Raw genomic sequence first — 15,887 nt, 5'->3', positions numbered from 1 at the left:
GAAGGGCAAAGCTATGTTAAACAGAGATCTTGAGTTCTCCTTGGGGTTGGCGTACCGCGTTGCACGTGAGAAGCGGCACGAGTTCATGACCGTTGAGCATCTGCTCCTCGCATTATTGGACAACAAAGATGCAGTGCAGGTTTTGAAGGCATGCGGAGCTAACTTTGAGAATTTGCGCAAAGGTTTAGCTGAATTTGTTGACGCTACTACACCGTTGATTCCAGATTCAGATCCGGAAAGAGAAACGCAGCCTACCTTGGGCTTTCAGCGGGTGATTCAGCGTGCCGTTTTTCATGTTCAGTCTTCGGGTAAAAAAGAAGTTACCGGGGCGAATGTTCTTGTTGCCATCTTCAGTGAACAGGAAAGTCAGGCAGTTTATATCCTTCATCAACAAGGAATAGAGCGGCTTGATATTGTTAATTTCATTTCTCATGGTATTTCGAAAGTGACGGAAGATCATGATTTTGAGGCTGAGTCCGAGCAGGAGGAGCGCTCTGAGCAGGCTGAGGCTCAGCAAGGCAATCCGTTATCGAACTTTGCTACCAACTTAAATGAACTTGCTCTTAAGGGGCGGATTGATCCCTTGGTTGGACGTGCGTCCGAAGTTGAAAGGGTTGTACAGATTCTTTGCCGCAGACGTAAAAATAACCCGTTGCTTGTCGGGGAAGCCGGAGTTGGTAAAACGGCTATCGCGGAAGGGTTGGCAAAGCTGATCGTGGAAGGGCAGGTGCCTGAGATTATCAAGCAGAGCGTTATCTATTCTCTGGATTTGGGCGCATTGCTAGCTGGTACTAAGTATCGCGGAGACTTTGAGAAGCGCCTCAAAGGCTTGCTTGCACAGCTGAAAAAGCAAAAGCATGCAGTGCTCTTTATCGATGAAATTCATACCATCATCGGAGCGGGAGCCGCATCAGGTGGGGCAATGGATGCATCCAATTTGCTGAAGCCTTTGTTGAGCTCAGGCGAGTTGCGATGTATCGGCTCTACTACCTTTCAGGAGTTTCGCGGTATTTTCGAGAAAGACCGGGCTCTCGCACGCCGTTTTCAGAAGGTGGATGTGCTCGAGCCGAGTGCCGATGATACCTACCAGATACTGCTTGGCCTGAAATCACGCTTCGAGGAGCATCACGACGTGTCCTATACCGACCCAGCACTTCGTGCTGCGGCAGATATGGCTGCGCGTTACATCACTGACAAGCACTTGCCTGACAAGGCGATTGATGTGGTGGATGAGGCCGGTGCATTTCAACGTCTGCAGAAGGATGATGTGCGTAAATCCGTTATCGACGTGACCGAAATAGAAGAGGTTGTGGCGAAGATCGCTCGTATTCCTCCAAAAAGTGTGTCTGCTTCAGACAAGGAGTTGCTGCGCAAACTCGACAATAATCTCAAGATGGTGGTCTTTGGTCAGGATGAAGCTATTGATACCCTGAGTGCGGCCATAAAGCTGTCTCGCGCTGGTTTGAAATCTCCCAATAAGCCAGTAGGCTGCTTCCTGTTTGCTGGTCCTACCGGTGTAGGTAAGACGGAAGTAACTAATCAGCTCGCTACGATGCTCGGTATAGAACTTGTGCGCTTCGATATGTCTGAATACATGGAGCAGCACACGGTTTCTCGTCTGATCGGTGCGCCTCCCGGATATGTAGGTTTTGATCAGGGCGGCTTATTGACTGAGGCCATCACTAAGAGTCCTCATTGCGTGCTGTTACTGGACGAAATAGAGAAGGCTCACCCAGATGTCTATAACTTGCTATTGCAGGTGATGGATAACGGTACTTTGACCGACAATAACGGGCGGACAGCTGATTTTCGGCATGTGATTCTGGTAATGACGACCAATGCTGGAGCTGAGCAGTTAAGTAAACGCTCTATTGGTTTTTCCAGTCAGGACAACAGTACAGATGGAATGGAAGTGTTGAGACGTACCTTTACGCCCGAGTTCCGTAACCGTTTGGATGCTATCGTGCAGTTCAAACCACTGAATCCAGATGTGATCAAACACGTCGTTGATAAATTTCTGGTCGAGTTGCAGGCGCAACTGGATGATAAGAAAGTTGTCATTGATGTGGATGAAGATGCCCGCGAATGGCTGGCCAGGCATGGCTATGATGAGAAGATGGGAGCGCGTCCAATGTCCCGTCTGATTCAGGACAAGATGAAGCGTCCTCTGGCAGAAGACATACTATTCGGAGCCCTAAGTGAAAAGGGTGGGCGTGTAAATGTATCTGTAGAAGAGGACGATCTGAAGCTGGAGGTGGAAGCAGCCTAAGGGCTGCTCCCCTGAGTCCTCGCTGCCGGAATCAGCGGGAGCGGTATACGATACGGCCTTTGGTCAGGTCGTAAGGAGTCATTTCCACCTTGACTTTGTCGCCAGTCAAAATGCGGATGTAGTTTTTGCGCATTTTTCCAGAAATATGAGCGGTCACAACGTGGCCGTTTTCAAGTTCTACGCGAAACATGGTGTTAGGCAGGGTGTCAACCACTGTCCCTTCCATTTCAATACAATCTTCTTTGGCCATTCAGCCTTCCTCGTTGATGAGTAAACGGGTTTGATTTTGCGGGCGCTATTGTGCCTCAAGCGAGAGCAACAGGCAAAGGATCAATCTGTCCCTCGCAGATAATCCTGTGATTTCGTTTAGATTTTGTGGCTTTTGGAGGTGCCATTAAGAAGTGACGATGTTTGCAGAGCCTGAATCTTTTGATTTGTCGTGTAAAAACCAATCTTGAACATAGAGGCTGCTTGCTCAGGTTTGGGCATCAATTGCACTGCAGCCACTGACCATCCAGCAGAAGCTGCAAGGGGCGGTATTCAAGCTTGTAGCTCATTTTTCGACAAGATTTGATCCAGTATCCCAGGTAAACATAGGGCATGTTCAGTTCCTTGGCTCTTTCTATCTGCCACAGGATGGAGTAAACACCTAAGCTAGCTTTGCTTTCAGGATCATAGAAGGTGTAAATCGCCGACAAGCCGTGATCAAGCTTGTCCACTACTGAAACCATGATGAGCTGTTCGCCCTGCCGGAATTCAACGAACTGAGTTTCAGGACGCCCATCAACAAGGAAAGATTTATACTGCTCCACTGATGGGGGGTACATGTCACCATCTGCATGCTTGCCATTGATATAGTTTTGGTACAGTAAATAATGTTCTTCGCTGTATTGAGCATTTAAGACTTTGGCAGTTAAACCTGAATTCTTGCGATAGGCGCGCTGCTGGCGTTTGGTTGGATTGAATTCATTGACCGGGACTCTGACGGAGATACAGGCACTGCAATGGTCGCAATGAGGCCTGTACAAATGTTTGCCACTACGCCGAAATCCCAGATCTGACAGAGAACTATAAGTATCTTTAGTGATAATCAAATCAGGATCAACAAAGAGCGTTTTAGAGTGCTGACCTGGTAGATAGCTGCACTCGTGCTCAGGCGTGGCGTAGAATCGCATTCGTTCAAGTTGCATTGCTGAGGTCCTGCGCCAAGAGGGTGATGCCATTCAAAGGCGATAGCCTTTGTTTTAAGTAACTAGGCTCTTTCTTCGCTGAAATCAATAGCGCTTCAAAAGCTTTTCTGGTAATTGCTTGCCCTCCAAGTTTCTGCATATGTTCTGTTTTCATCTGACAGTCAATCAGTTCACAACCCAGTTCAAATAAAAGTTGCGCCCAGAGAGCAAAAGCTACTTTTGAGGCATTGCTCTGTAGCGAGAACATGGACTCGCCATAGAATACTCTGCCTATTGCCATGCCATAGAGGCCTCCAACCAGCTGACTTCCGCTCCATGCTTCTACTGAATGTGACCAACCCTGCTGGTGCAGGGTACAATACGCGTCGACCATTTCTGGGTGGATCCAGGTGCCATTCTGGCCTTCACGTTTTGTTTCGGCACAAAGTCTTATCACCGACGGAAAGGCACGATTTATGCTGATTGTAAATGGCTGGTTGCGGATGACTTTATTCAGGGTTCTGTTAATGTACAGTTGCCCGGGCTGAAGCACGAAGCGTGGCGCCGGACTCCACCATAGAATGGGCGAGTCGTCGTTATACCAAGGAAATATCCCGCGTTGATAAGCATAGATCAATCTTTCAGGGCGGAGGTCACCTCCCGCTGCCAGTAATCCATCGGGATCTCTCATTGCTTGTGTGGTTGGAGGGAACCAAAGTCTTTCATCCAGCCAGTGCAGCATAGATAATCATCCAGTTTCATTTGGTTATAATACAAGTCTCCTGACATGTCACAGATAAAGGACTGATTTTGCAAGCGAAAAAAATGCACACCCTCAGTCGGGAAAGGTTTGTTGATACAATTGTTCAGCTTTTCAAAGAAGGCCTGATCTTACTTGCTGTAGGTTTCAGTGCTTTTATTTTGCTCATATTGCTTACTTTTGATCCGGGTGATCCGGGTTGGAGTCACTTGGGCTGGAACCCTGAAATCAAGAACAGTGGTGGTATATGGGGCGCTTGGTTAGCTGATTTGATGTTTTCCGTCGTCGGCGTCGGTGCATTCATGCTGCCAGTGCTGTTTTCCATGAAAGCTTACTGGGTCGTGAAATTCTGGTACCGCCCCAGTTGGTATAGCTTGGGTATCCTGTTAATTCGTTTGTTAGGGCTGATTTGTCTCGTCATCAGTGCGTCTGTGCTGGCCAGTTTTCATCTTGATCCCACTACTCTGCATTATCCCTATACCGCCGGTGGCCTGGTGGGTCAAAACCTGGCGCCGTATGTACTGAAAGCGTTAAAGCTGGAGGGAGGGAGTCTGGTAATGACGTTTGTATTCTTTATCGGCATTTCGCTCTTTACCAATTTGTCGTTACTTCAGGTCGCTGAATGGATTGGTCGTCAGCTTTGCTGGATATGGGACAAGACAGCGGCGGTACGAGCTGAGCGAGCTGAAAAAAACAGAAGAAAAGACGACTTTGCTCCCTTGCCTCTGGTTGGTGAGTCAGTGTCTGCTCGTGGGGCTAAAGAAGACAGCCGCACTGCCACAAAGTCCCCAGCACGAGCAGGCCAACAGCGGATAGAGCCTGACTTTGCTGAGTTCCTGGCCAATGCCCGGGCACAACATAAAAATACCACTGCTGACACTAGTAAGAAGCCGGCTGCACCAGTAGATAGCATGCTGTCTGACGCCTCTCGCATGACTGATCGCACTGTTACCGGACAGGAGAACATCGACCGCTTCTCCAGCCAGGAGCAGTTCAAACCAGGCAACGCCAATGCTGACCGTGGTTCTACCGATGATGACCTGCCCATTCTTGATCATGTCATTGAGCCGCACTCCTCCCCATCCGTGCACTTTCAGAATGACTCAGCAGGGGAGGGGAGAGCAGAAGAGCATTGGACAGGAGCTCATCAGCTTGAAATTGACGATGATGATTTGCCATGGGATGAGCCATCCCCTGTCAATCCTCAAGGTCAGCCCTACGGTGTGCAGTTGAATTCAGCTGATGATGAACAGCATTACCATCGTGACAGCCAGCCTGCACCAGTGATGAAAACCGGTATTGAAGTTCAGCCATTGGGTAAACAGATGCTACCCGATGAGGAGGATCTGGACGCGCCTAGCCGCAGTGTCATCCCCCGCCGACCTGCATTGTCTGCTCTGCCTTCATTGGATGTGCTAGACCCTGCAGACGAAAATAAAGGGCCTGGATATAGCCCTGAGCGGCTGCAGGAACTGTCGGGCTTGCTTGAAAGCAAACTACTTGATTTTGGTGTAAAGGCGCAGGTCGTTGCGGTTAACCCTGGCCCAGTAATCACCCGGTTTGAAGTTCAGCCTGCCCCGGGCGTCAAAGCCAGCAAGATTACCAACCTGTCCAGAGATTTGGCGCGTTCACTGGCTGTGATGAGCGTTCGTGTCGTGGAGGTGATTCCGGGTAAATCCGTCATAGGATTGGAAATCCCTAATGAACGGCGCGCTACGGTTCGTCTCAGTGAGGTACTGAAAGCCGACACCTATCAACAGACCAAATCACCGTTGCCCCTTGCATTAGGACATGACATTGGTGGTTTCCCAGTAGTAGCTAACCTGGCAAAAATGCCTCACCTGCTGGTTGCTGGTACTACGGGGTCGGGTAAGTCTGTAGGTGTTAACGCCATGATTCTCAGCCTCCTGTTCAAGTGCACACCAGAGCAGGTGCGCTTGATCATGGTAGACCCCAAGATGCTGGAGTTGTCCATCTATGATGGTATTCCGCATTTGCTTTGTCCGGTCATCACCGACATGAAGGAGGCAGCAGGTGCACTGCGTTGGTGTGTCGGGGAGATGGAGCGCCGCTACCAGCTGATGGCATCGGTTGGCGTGCGTAACCTGGAAGGTTTCAATCGTAAGTTGGAAGAGTCTGCAGAGCGCGGGGAATATTTCCCTGACCCGTTGTGGAAAGCAGAGCAGTCCTTCGAGCCTGTTGCCCCCAATCTGGAGCCTTTGCCTTACATCGTAGTGATCATCGATGAGTTTGCCGACATGATGATGATGGTCGGTAAGAAGGTAGAGGAGCTGATCGCTCGCATTGCACAGAAAGCGCGTGCGGCAGGTATACACCTTATTCTGGCGACACAGCGCCCTTCAGTGGACGTAATTACTGGCTTGATCAAGGCGAACGTGCCTTCTCGAATCGCATTCCAGGTATCCTCCAAGATTGACTCCCGGACGATTCTTGATCAGGGCGGTGCAGAGTCCCTGTTGGGTAACGGCGATATGTTGTATATGCCTGTTGGCACAAACCTGCCTACACGTGTACATGGTGCCTTTGTGGATGATGACGAGGTGCATCGTCTGGTTGAAGAATGGAAGCAACGCGGAACTCCAGATTATATCGAAGATATACTCAACACACCGGAGGAAGGCAGCGGTCCCGTTGATACAGGCGGAAACTACGAGGAAGAACAGGACCCGTTATATGATGAGGCGGTTGCATTCGTACTGGAAACAGGCCGTGTATCCATCTCTTCGGTACAACGAAAGCTGAAGATCGGCTATAACCGGGCTGCACGTATGGTAGAAGCCATGGAGTCTGCCGGCCTGATCAGTGCCCCGAATCACAACGGCACACGTGACATTCTTGCTCCTAACTCAACGAGAGATTATTGATGAAGTCCCTGTTTCAGCGCCTGTTCGGCGTTGCCTTGCTGACAATGAGCCTTGCAGCTCAGGCGGCAGAGAGCCCTGTTGAAGCATTTCATCGCCTTCTGAGCATGCATCAGACGTTGTCTGCTGATTTTGTCCAGGTGGTGGTCGATGCCAACGGTCGGCCGCTACAGCAGACTACTGGCAAGATTGATCTTAAGAAGCCAGATCTGTTCCGCTGGGAGACTGATGAGCCATTCGCCCAGTTGTTGGTGTCAGATGGCAAGCATCTCTGGTTATATGACAAAGACCTGGATCAGGTCACTCGTCAGCCACTGGATCGCCGGGCTACCGCAACGCCTGTCTTGCTCTTGAGTAACGATGTGCAGGCTATCGAGAAGTCCTTCGATGTGCAGGGACGTACTGATGGCTCTGGGCTATGGTTTTTCCTGTTGAAGCCAAAAGACAAAGAGAGCCTTTTCACTGAGCTGCGTATCAGTTTCAAGGACAGCCATCTGATGGAAATGATGTTTGCTGACACGCTGGCTCAGCAAACTCGCATCACCTTCCGTAATCTGGAGGAAGATGTACTGCAACCTGCTGACCTTTTTACCTTTACCGTACCTAAAGGTGCTGATCTCATAGAGCAAAACTGATGTCGGGAGACTTATTCAGTCAGGACGAGCCTCAAGGCTGGCAACCTCTTGCCAGCCGCATGCGGCCCAACCGGCTGGCCGACTATGTTGGCCAGCAGCATCTTCTTGGTGAAGGCAAGCCCTTACGTATGGCGCTTGATCAGGGCCGTCTGCATTCAATGATTTTGTGGGGGCCGCCGGGCGTGGGTAAAACCACCCTGGCAAAGCTGGTAGCGGAAAATGCCAGCGCCCACTTTGTTACATTGTCTGCAGTGCTGGCAGGCGTAAAGGATATACGCGATGTCGTAGAGATGGCTCGGCAGCGACAGATGCAAAGCGGCAAGAAAACCCTGCTGTTTGTTGATGAAGTACATCGTTTTAACAAATCCCAGCAGGATGCCTTTCTGCCTCACGTGGAAGAGGGCCTGCTGATCTTCGTGGGCGCTACTACCGAAAATCCCTCCTTTGCACTCAACAACGCTTTATTGTCCAGAGCACGCGTTTATCTGCTCAAGTCTCTGACGGAAGATGATCTGGTCCTGATGCTGCATCAGGCTTTAACGCAAGCGAAGGGACTGGCGGATCTTCAGCTACAGCTTTCTGATCAGCAACTGTGCAAGATTGCTAAAGCAGCTGATGGTGATGGGCGAACAGTGCTGAACCTGCTTGAACTGGTATCGGACATCGCCGAGCTGCGAGCAGATGGCAGTAGAGTTGTGAATGAAACAGCACTTGCTGAAGTGCTGATGCAGGGTGGCAGGCGTTTTGATCGACAGGGAGATATGTTCTACGACCAGATATCGGCTTTCCACAAGTCAGTTCGTGGGTCATCACCTGATGGCGCATTGTACTGGTTCGCACGGATGTTGGATGGTGGTTGTGACCCACTCTATGTTGCCCGTCGTTTATTGGCTATTGCTTCTGAAGACATCGGCAATGCCGACCCGCGGGCGCTACAGATTACTCTGAATGCCTGGGATATTTTCGAGCGAGTAGGCCCGGCTGAAGGCGAACGAGCTATCGCCCAGGCAGCGGTTTATTGTGCCTGTGCACCAAAAAGCAATGCGGTCTATTCCGCCTGGAAAGCAGCACAGCAAATCGTCAGGGAAACTGGCTCGCTGGAAGTTCCCCATCACTTGCGTAACGCTCCCACGGGGCTGATGCAATCGCTCGGCTATGGTGCTGAATATCGTTACGCCCACGATGAGCCGGACGCTTATGCTGCGGGCGAACATTACCTGCCTGAGGAAATATTTAATCAGCGCTTCTATCAACCTACCGAGCGCGGTTTGGAACGGAAGATTGGTGAAAAGCTCAGCTATCTTCGCCAGCTGGACGAACTGAGCGATTTAAAACGCTACGAGGAGAACTGACACGGCATGCAGATGCTTCTATTCGTTGCCTGTGGTGGTGCAGTGGGGGCCTTGTCCCGTTTTGCACTGACCAGTTGGCTGGCTCCCTTCTTCAAGCCAGGAATGCCATGGGCCACCTTCGTGATCAATGTCTGCGGCTCTTTTCTGATTGGTGTCAGCTATATTCTCATTACTGAAAAGGGCATACTCCCGGAAACTTGGCGGCCGCTGATCATTACCGGATTTTTGGGAGCGCTTACGACGTATTCTTCTTTTGCCCTGGAAACGGTGGCGTTATTTGAGCGTGAGTTGCCGCTTCATGCTCTGCTTTACATGTTATCCAGTGTATGCTGTACCGTCATCGCAGCTGCCCTTGGTATTGGGCTTATGCGCCTAGTCTTCAATTCACTCTGATAGAACAGTCTAATCATGCTTGATCCTAAACTCCTTCGTACCCAGATCGAAGAAGTCGCCAAGCTGCTTCGTAAGAAGGGCTTTGAACTCGATATTGATGCGTACAATGCGTTGGAAGCTGCTCGCAAAGAAGTACAGATCAAAACTGAGCATCTGCAGAATGAGCGTAATGCCCGTTCAAAGGCTATTGGTAAAGCTAAGGCCTCGGGTGAGGACATTGCTCCGTTGATGGCCGATGTAGGCCGCCTTGGTGAAGAACTCGACCAGGCTAAAACTGCGTTGCAGGAGATTCAGGACAAGCTGGATACTTTCCTGCTGGCTTTACCCAATCTGCCAGACAGCAGTGTTCCTGAAGGTTTGAGTGAAGACGATAACGTGGTAGTCCGCGTCTGGGGAGAGCCTACCCAGTTTGACTATGAGCCACGTGATCATGTTGATGTTGGCCAGCCATTAGGGCTCGATTTCGCCATGGCAGCGAAGCTGACCGGTGCACGTTTTGCCACCCTTAAAGGTCCGCTGGCCCGGATGCACCGTGCTTTGATTCAGTTCATGCTTGATACCCACACAGGCGAGCACGGGTACTCTGAGACCTATGTGCCCTACATGGTGAACTCCGATTCATTGTACGGAACAGGCCAACTGCCCAAGTTTGCCGAAGACCTGTTCAAACTGCAGGGCGAGCAGGAGTATTACCTGATTCCCACCGCAGAAGTACCGCTGACCAACTTTGCACGTGATGAAATCATCAATGCCGCAGAGCTGCCAGTGCGTCTGACTGCCCATACTCCTTGTTTCCGCAGTGAAGCGGGAGCCTATGGTAAGGACACACGTGGCATGATTCGCCAGCACCAGTTCGAGAAAGTGGAAATGGTGCAGATGGTCGAGCCTGGCAAATCCTTCGAAGCACTGGAGGAAATGACAGGGCATGCGGAGAAGATTCTGCAGCTGCTAGGTTTGCCCTACCGGGTCATCATCCTCTGTGGGGGAGACATGACTTTCGGGTCTGCGAAGACCTATGATCTGGAAGTCTGGCTACCTGGGCAGCAGAAGTATCGCGAGATCTCCTCCTGCTCCAATATGACTGACTTCCAGGCCCGTCGTATGCAGGCCCGCTGGCGCAATCCCGAAACTGGCAAACCCGAGCTGCTGCATACTCTGAATGGTTCAGGTTTGGCCGTTGGGCGAACGCTGGTGGCGATTCTGGAAAACTACCAGCAAAATGATGGCAGTGTCGTTATTCCAGAAGTGCTGCAACCCTATATGGGCGGTTTGAAAGTACTGAGTATCTGATCAGTCGGGTCAGTACCTGAAGTGAAGAAGGGCAAAATGGTGACATTCTGCCCTTTTTTGTTTTCTGACATTGGCATAGACCCTGATCGGTTATTAGTTCAAAAAAATAAAAAGCTGTTTTGAATAATTTGACACTACTTTCTTGTGTTTGCAGAATGACTCCACTCTAACTGAAGTGGACAGGCCAACAACAATGTCTTCAGCCCAACGTTCTGCTCGTTGCTCATCAGGCGATAACCCGCTGCAAGTAGCCATTATTGGCGAGTGCATGATTGAGTTACGCCATACTGAAACAGGTATTGTTGAAGGGTTTGGTGGCGACACCCTTAACACTGCGGTTTACCTCATGCGTAGCGCACAGCAGCAGCTTGGAGTCAGTTACGTCACTGCTCTGGGTACGGATGGCTTCAGCGACAATATGCTGGCTGCATGGCAGCAGGAAGGTATCGATACTTCCCTGATTCAACGTTTTGACAACAAGTTGCCCGGACTTTACGTCATTGAGACAGATCCCAATGGTGAGCGTCGCTTCCACTACTGGCGCAATGATGCCGCAGCACGTTACTGGCTTGATACTGCTGAGACAAATGCCATTCTTGAAGCGCTGATGAAGATGGATGTGCTGTATCTGAGTGGTATTAGCCTGGCCATTCTGGCACCAGTGGCGCGACAAAAGCTGATTGATGTACTGATCAGTTATCGCTCCCAGGGTGGTAAGGTGATTTTTGATAACAACTACCGACCACGTTTATGGGAGAGCCCTGAAGTAACAAAGCACTGGTATCAGCAGATGTTGCAGGCAACTGACATTGCCTTCCTTACTTTGGACGACGAAGACATGCTCTGGGGTCCGCTTCCGGTGGCTGACGTCATCTCTCGAACACAGGCTGCGGGAGTAACAGAGGTCGTGATCAAGCGCGGAGCAGAGTCTTGTCTGGTGATGTCGGATGGACAGTTGTATGAAGTCCCAGCAGTAAGGGTTTTGCCGCAGCAGGTTGTTGATACCACGGCTGCCGGTGACTCCTTCAGTGCGGGCTATCTGGCAGCCCGGCTTTGTGATGATTCTGTTGAGCAGGCAGCAGCAGCAGGCCATCGTCTGGCCTCGACCGTAATTCAACACCGTGGTGCGATTATTCCCATGCAGTCGATGCCTCAGGTTTGAAGCCGCGCTCATGATCTACGCTGGGGGGCATATTTATCGAAGCCCCTCCGACATTTTCTTTCCTGTCATTCTGAATATACTGAAAGGCCGTTCTACAAATATTAAAACTTGGCGAGGTGCGGCCGGACTATGAGCAATCCTGATACCCAACCGGATTCCGTTTCTTCCGTGATGAAAGTCTTTGGCATCCTGCAGGCTCTGGGCGACGAACACGAGATTGGTATCACCGAGCTGTCGCAACGTGTATTGATGTCCAAGAGCACGGTCTACCGTTTTCTGCAGACGATGAAATCGCTGGGCTACGTCAGTCAGGACGGCGACAACGACAAGTACTCCCTCACACTGAAGTTATTTGAGCTGGGAGCCAAGGCGCTCCAGCATGTTGACTTGATCAGGATCGCTGACAAGCAGATGCGACAGCTGTCTGGATTGACCAGAGAAACCATTCATCTGGGCGCCTTTGAAGACGACAGCATTGTCTATATCCATAAAATCGACAGCCAGTATCATCTGCGCATGCATTCACGTATCGGTCGACGCAATCCGCTACACAGTACGGCGATCGGCAAGGTGTTAATGGCATGGCGTGATCGTGAAGAGGCTCTGGCTATATTGCGCCGCTGTGAGCTGCGTACTTTTACAGCGAATACCATTACTGACCTGTCCCAATTGCAGTTGGTGCTGGATACCGTGAAAGCTCAGGGCTTTGCTGAAGATCGGGAGGAGATGGAGGAGGGCGTCTACTGTATTGCTGTGCCGATATTTGACCGCTTTGGTCATATTACAGCCGCACTGAGTATCTCCTTTCCGGCAGTGCGTTTTAATGACGCTCAACAGGCAGAGTATGTGGCTATGCTGCATGGTGCAGCGAAGGCGATCTGTATTGAGTCGGGTTTTACCGGCTATCCGTTCTGAATATAGCGTAGATCAACAGTTTACCGGCAGTCGCTGGCTAAGCGGCTGCCGGTACTATTTTCAGGGCTGGCGGGCCCAGTGAGCCACTGCACGGATATCTGCGGGAGATGTACGGCAGCATCCACCAATTAGTGATGCGCCGCATTGATGCCACTGCTGTGCCTGTTCGGCAAACTGTTCTGCGTTGGCTGGCCCATGCCAGCATTTGTTTTCCGGGTCATAACTCTCACCGGAATTGGGATACACCATGACTGGCTTACTGGTAGCGGCCCGCGCAGCCTTCACTAACGCAGGGATGAACTGCGGTGCTGTGCAGTTGATACCTACCGCCGCTATTTGTTCAGCACTTTCCAGTGCGGCAACGCAGTTACTCAAAAGCTCACCTTCACTATTATGTGCTTCGTCCTTGCAGCTGAAGCTGATCCAGGCGGCAATGCCGGGGAACTCAGGCATCAAGCGGGCGATAGCCTGTGCTTCGGTGAGGCAGGGGATGGTTTCGCAGGCAAGCAGGTCTGCTCCGGCATCTACCAGCACTTGCATGCGTGGACGATGGAACGCCATAAGCTCTTCTTCAGATTTCCCATAATGTCCCCGGTATTCTGAGCCGTCTGCCAGCATGGCACCATAAGGGCCTACGGAAGCTGCGACCAGTGGACGAGGGCGTGATGCTTGCTGCTCAGCTGAAAGACTATTCCAGAATTCATCGCGTGCTTCAGCCGCCAGAGCGATGGCCTTTGCCATCAGTTCGCTGGCTTGCTCTGCATTCAGGCCACGCTTGGCAAAACCTTCAAAGGTAGCCTGATAGCTGGCAGTCGTAGCCACATCGGCCCCCGCTGCAAAGTAATCGGAATGCACGGCTTTGATCAGCTCGGGCTGCTCCATCAACACTTTGGCAGACCATAAGGAATCGTTCAGATTGCAACCGCGTGCTTCTAGCTCGGTAGCCAAGGCACCATCAAGAATCATTACAGGATATTGCGCCAGAATGGCCGCGATAGGGTTTGCAGACATAACCACCACACCTGAGGCATCGCCTCATCACAGAGTGACACGTACGTCGAGTTTGCTGACGTACTGAAAGAGTGCTGCAGACTACCACAGCTTGCTGTTGTTGTGAGGCTGGAGCTGGCCTAGAGCACTTCAAGATCAGGAATATGCAGTATGCCGTCCTCCATGGCGTCTTCATCCAGCTCCCGAATGACCTGATAGATACGTGCGACATAGCGCAGTGTTTCGCGCGGAATATATCGCCCTGTATCTTCGCGGTATAGCGTTCGGGCCAGCCAGACAAAGCGGATAACAGGAATGTTTCTGGCCTTGGCCTCCTCGATCAGTGCCAGTGCATCGTCATCCATACCTTTACAGACAATGCGTGGCAGTGGCGTCGTTTCGGCGTGATAGTACAGACCGACAGCAAAGTGGGTAGGATTGACCACCAGCGCATCGGCATCTTCCAGTTTGGGCTGCGGCTTGGGCGCCGGACCGCCCCCCATGGCAATCTCCCGGGCTACCTGCCGGCGGTGGCCTTTGGTATGAGGGTCACCTTCGGAGTTCTTGTGCTCCTGTTTGATGTCATCCTTGCTCATCATCAGGCCCTTGATATGGAAGTACTTCTGCATGCCAAAATCGATGGCTGCCAGTACCAGCAGTACCATCAGACAGGTACGTTCAATCTTGATAAACAGCAGCGTGATGCCATGCCAGGTAGTATTGAGATCGGTCAGTGGCAGCTTGATCAGCGTCTGGAGCGCTGGTTTCAACAGCAGATAGAGGATGAAAGTCAACGCCACCGCCTTGACTACACTATTGAACAACTCAAACAGCTTTTTGCCGGAGAACATATTCTTCAGCTGGGTAAAAGGATTGAGCTTGTTGAAGTCGAGCTTGAGGGCTTCAGGCGCGAACAAAAAGCCAAACTGCATCCAGCCGCCTATCAGTCGCATGATCACCGCAATACCCAGCACCACGATCATCATGGAAGCCGCTATCGTCATGCATTGCACCACTACGGCTTTGGCGGCATAGCCAAAAGGTTGCTGCAGCAATGTAAGTGGGATAGCGACCAGATTTTCCATATTGCTCATGCCGGACTCTACCGAAGCGAGCACTACTTCCAGTAACGCTGCAGCAATCAGCAGCTTGGGCACATCCTGACTCTGACCGACCTGGCCTTTCTTCCGCGAGTCCTGCAGTTTTTTGTGGGTGGGTTTTTCTGTCTTTTCGCTCATGGCGTGACTCCGTTATCGGCTCTCAGAGCCACCTGCTCAGGGCGTGGAGAACAGCAACTGCAAAGTATGCTTGAAGCCGACCAGCTGCAGATTACGCTCGCTGGCCAGATAGAACAGTGTCGGCATATAGATGATCAGAAACCCCATGCCAATCAGGCACTTGAGTGGCATAGAAAGCACAAAGGCCTGTAGTTGGGGGCTGTACAGGCTGAGAATCGCCATGCCGAATTCAATAAACAGTAGCAGGGCGACCAGAGGGGCGGCATACAGCACCATGTCGGAAAAGGTCGTGGAGAGGATATCCAGATAGACATCCATACCGTCGGCTGCGGGGGCTGGAAACCACTGGGTTGGCGGCCACACCAGATAGCTGTCCCAGATGACCTGCAGGAGGGTGAGAAAGCTGCCTGACAGCACCATCATCACAATCAGTGTCTGTTTGAACAAAAAGCCTAACGGCGTGAAGTCCTGACCGAGGCTGGGATTGAGCTGCCCGCCCATCAGAGCGCCACGCTGGTTATCAAACAGGGCCCCGACTGATTCAAACAGCCAGAAAGGCATCGACAGCAGAATGCCGAGCAGCATGCCGAGCACGGCTTCCTTGAAGTACAGGGCAAATATCGTCCACCACGAATGGTCGGTGGGCAGTGCAGCATGAATGCCGGGGGATACCATCAGCGCCAGAATGACGACTACGGCATAGCGCATCATGCCTTTTAGTTCATGAAAGGAAAAAATCGGCACCAGCAACAGACAGGGGTACAGTCTGGCCATGGCCAGCGTGATAGCCAGAATCCAGTCATTGAGATGCAGAATCCCTTTGAAAACCATG

At 51.3% G+C, this 15,887-nt stretch carries 14 protein-coding genes; 8 read left to right on the top strand and 6 right to left on the bottom strand.

Annotation, left to right across the window (positions count from 1 at the left end; genetic code table 11):
- Positions 1–13: 13 nt before the first annotated feature.
- Positions 14–2,269 carry an ATP-dependent Clp protease ATP-binding subunit ClpA gene (gene clpA, locus QCD60_RS24655; protein WP_279789410.1) on the top strand — a complete coding sequence of 752 codons (2,256 nt, stop codon included), beginning with the start codon at positions 14–16 and terminating at the stop codon, positions 2,267–2,269.
- Positions 2,270–2,300: 31 nt separating this feature from the next.
- Here clpA and infA read toward each other — a convergent pair whose 3' ends face one another.
- From infA to aat, 3 genes are all read right to left on the bottom strand, one after another.
- Positions 2,301–2,519: a translation initiation factor IF-1 gene (gene infA / locus QCD60_RS24650; RefSeq protein WP_027313218.1), complete on the bottom strand. Its 219-nt coding sequence runs from the start codon at positions 2,517–2,519 to the stop codon at positions 2,301–2,303.
- 238 nt (positions 2,520–2,757) lie between these two features.
- The gene (locus QCD60_RS24645) at positions 2,758–3,459 is read right to left on the bottom strand and encodes an arginyltransferase (RefSeq protein ID WP_279789406.1); all 702 of its coding nucleotides are present in this window, start codon (positions 3,457–3,459) and stop codon (positions 2,758–2,760) included.
- Positions 3,449–4,180, bottom strand: coding sequence for a leucyl/phenylalanyl-tRNA--protein transferase (gene aat / locus QCD60_RS24640; protein WP_279789403.1), 732 nt, complete (start codon positions 4,178–4,180; stop codon positions 3,449–3,451). Before aat ends, QCD60_RS24645 begins: the two co-directional genes overlap by 11 nt.
- A gap of 83 nt (positions 4,181–4,263) precedes the next feature.
- Between aat and QCD60_RS24635 the strand changes: the two genes are divergently transcribed.
- From QCD60_RS24635 to kdgR, 7 genes are all read left to right on the top strand, one after another.
- Positions 4,264–7,083: a DNA translocase FtsK gene (locus tag QCD60_RS24635; RefSeq protein WP_279791059.1), complete on the top strand. Its 2,820-nt coding sequence runs from the start codon at positions 4,264–4,266 to the stop codon at positions 7,081–7,083.
- On the top strand, positions 7,083–7,715 hold the full coding sequence (gene lolA, locus QCD60_RS24630) for an outer membrane lipoprotein chaperone LolA (RefSeq protein WP_104154010.1): 633 nt from the start codon (positions 7,083–7,085) through the stop codon (positions 7,713–7,715). Before QCD60_RS24635 ends, lolA begins: the two co-directional genes overlap by 1 nt.
- Positions 7,715–9,067: a replication-associated recombination protein A gene (locus tag QCD60_RS24625; protein WP_279789399.1), complete on the top strand. Its 1,353-nt coding sequence runs from the start codon at positions 7,715–7,717 to the stop codon at positions 9,065–9,067. Before lolA ends, QCD60_RS24625 begins: the two co-directional genes overlap by 1 nt.
- 6 nt (positions 9,068–9,073) lie before the next feature.
- Entirely contained in the window at positions 9,074–9,460 is a 387-nt protein-coding gene (gene crcB, locus QCD60_RS24620) for a fluoride efflux transporter CrcB (protein WP_279789396.1), read from the top strand.
- A gap of 15 nt (positions 9,461–9,475) precedes the next feature.
- Complete coding sequence (gene serS / locus QCD60_RS24615) at positions 9,476–10,750, top strand: serine--tRNA ligase (protein WP_279789394.1); 1,275 nt, start codon at positions 9,476–9,478, stop codon at positions 10,748–10,750.
- A 193-nt stretch (positions 10,751–10,943) separates the two neighbouring features.
- Entirely contained in the window at positions 10,944–11,912 is a 969-nt protein-coding gene (locus QCD60_RS24610; protein ID WP_279789392.1) for a sugar kinase, read from the top strand.
- 129 nt (positions 11,913–12,041) lie between these two features.
- Complete coding sequence (kdgR, locus tag QCD60_RS24605) at positions 12,042–12,827, top strand: DNA-binding transcriptional regulator KdgR (RefSeq protein WP_279789390.1); 786 nt, start codon at positions 12,042–12,044, stop codon at positions 12,825–12,827.
- A gap of 60 nt (positions 12,828–12,887) precedes the next feature.
- Here kdgR and mmuM read toward each other — a convergent pair whose 3' ends face one another.
- The 3 genes from mmuM to sctT all read right to left on the bottom strand — a co-directional run bounded on the left by mmuM (position 12,888) and on the right by sctT (position 15,886).
- On the bottom strand, positions 12,888–13,838 hold the full coding sequence (gene mmuM / locus QCD60_RS24600) for a homocysteine S-methyltransferase (RefSeq protein WP_279789388.1): 951 nt from the start codon (positions 13,836–13,838) through the stop codon (positions 12,888–12,890).
- A 119-nt stretch (positions 13,839–13,957) separates the two neighbouring features.
- Positions 13,958–15,055: a type III secretion system export apparatus subunit SctU gene (gene sctU, locus QCD60_RS24595; protein WP_279789386.1), complete on the bottom strand. Its 1,098-nt coding sequence runs from the start codon at positions 15,053–15,055 to the stop codon at positions 13,958–13,960.
- A gap of 36 nt (positions 15,056–15,091) precedes the next feature.
- Entirely contained in the window at positions 15,092–15,886 is a 795-nt protein-coding gene (sctT, locus tag QCD60_RS24590) for a type III secretion system export apparatus subunit SctT (protein WP_279789383.1), read from the bottom strand.
- Position 15,887: the final 1 nt, after the last annotated feature.

The organism is Pokkaliibacter sp. MBI-7, assembly GCF_029846635.1.
In the GTDB taxonomy this organism is placed as follows: domain Bacteria; phylum Pseudomonadota; class Gammaproteobacteria; order Pseudomonadales; family Balneatricaceae; genus Pokkaliibacter.
The sequence above is the reverse complement of the archived record's forward strand: the minus strand, read 5'-3'. Positions and strand labels throughout refer to the sequence as shown.

Excerpts from the sequence above, each read along its gene's own strand:
- sctT (WP_279789383.1), bottom strand. The coding sequence starts at position 15,886 with ATGGTTTTCAAAGGGATTCTGCATCTCAATGACTGGATTCTGGCTATC.
- aat (WP_279789403.1), bottom strand. The coding sequence starts at position 4,180 with ATGCTGCACTGGCTGGATGAAAGACTTTGGTTCCCTCCAACCACACAA.
- QCD60_RS24610 (WP_279789392.1), top strand. The coding sequence starts at position 10,944 with ATGTCTTCAGCCCAACGTTCTGCTCGTTGCTCATCAGGCGATAACCCG.
- lolA (WP_104154010.1), top strand. The coding sequence starts at position 7,083 with ATGAAGTCCCTGTTTCAGCGCCTGTTCGGCGTTGCCTTGCTGACAATG.
- clpA (WP_279789410.1), top strand. The coding sequence starts at position 14 with ATGTTAAACAGAGATCTTGAGTTCTCCTTGGGGTTGGCGTACCGCGTT.
- serS (WP_279789394.1), top strand. The coding sequence starts at position 9,476 with ATGCTTGATCCTAAACTCCTTCGTACCCAGATCGAAGAAGTCGCCAAG.
- infA (WP_027313218.1), bottom strand. The coding sequence starts at position 2,519 with ATGGCCAAAGAAGATTGTATTGAAATGGAAGGGACAGTGGTTGACACC.
- crcB (WP_279789396.1), top strand. The coding sequence starts at position 9,074 with ATGCAGATGCTTCTATTCGTTGCCTGTGGTGGTGCAGTGGGGGCCTTG.
- mmuM (WP_279789388.1), bottom strand. The coding sequence starts at position 13,838 with ATGTCTGCAAACCCTATCGCGGCCATTCTGGCGCAATATCCTGTAATG.
- QCD60_RS24625 (WP_279789399.1), top strand. The coding sequence starts at position 7,715 with ATGTCGGGAGACTTATTCAGTCAGGACGAGCCTCAAGGCTGGCAACCT.
- QCD60_RS24645 (WP_279789406.1), bottom strand. The coding sequence starts at position 3,459 with ATGCAACTTGAACGAATGCGATTCTACGCCACGCCTGAGCACGAGTGC.
- kdgR (WP_279789390.1), top strand. The coding sequence starts at position 12,042 with ATGAGCAATCCTGATACCCAACCGGATTCCGTTTCTTCCGTGATGAAA.
- sctU (WP_279789386.1), bottom strand. The coding sequence starts at position 15,055 with ATGAGCGAAAAGACAGAAAAACCCACCCACAAAAAACTGCAGGACTCG.
- QCD60_RS24635 (WP_279791059.1), top strand. The coding sequence starts at position 4,264 with ATGCACACCCTCAGTCGGGAAAGGTTTGTTGATACAATTGTTCAGCTT.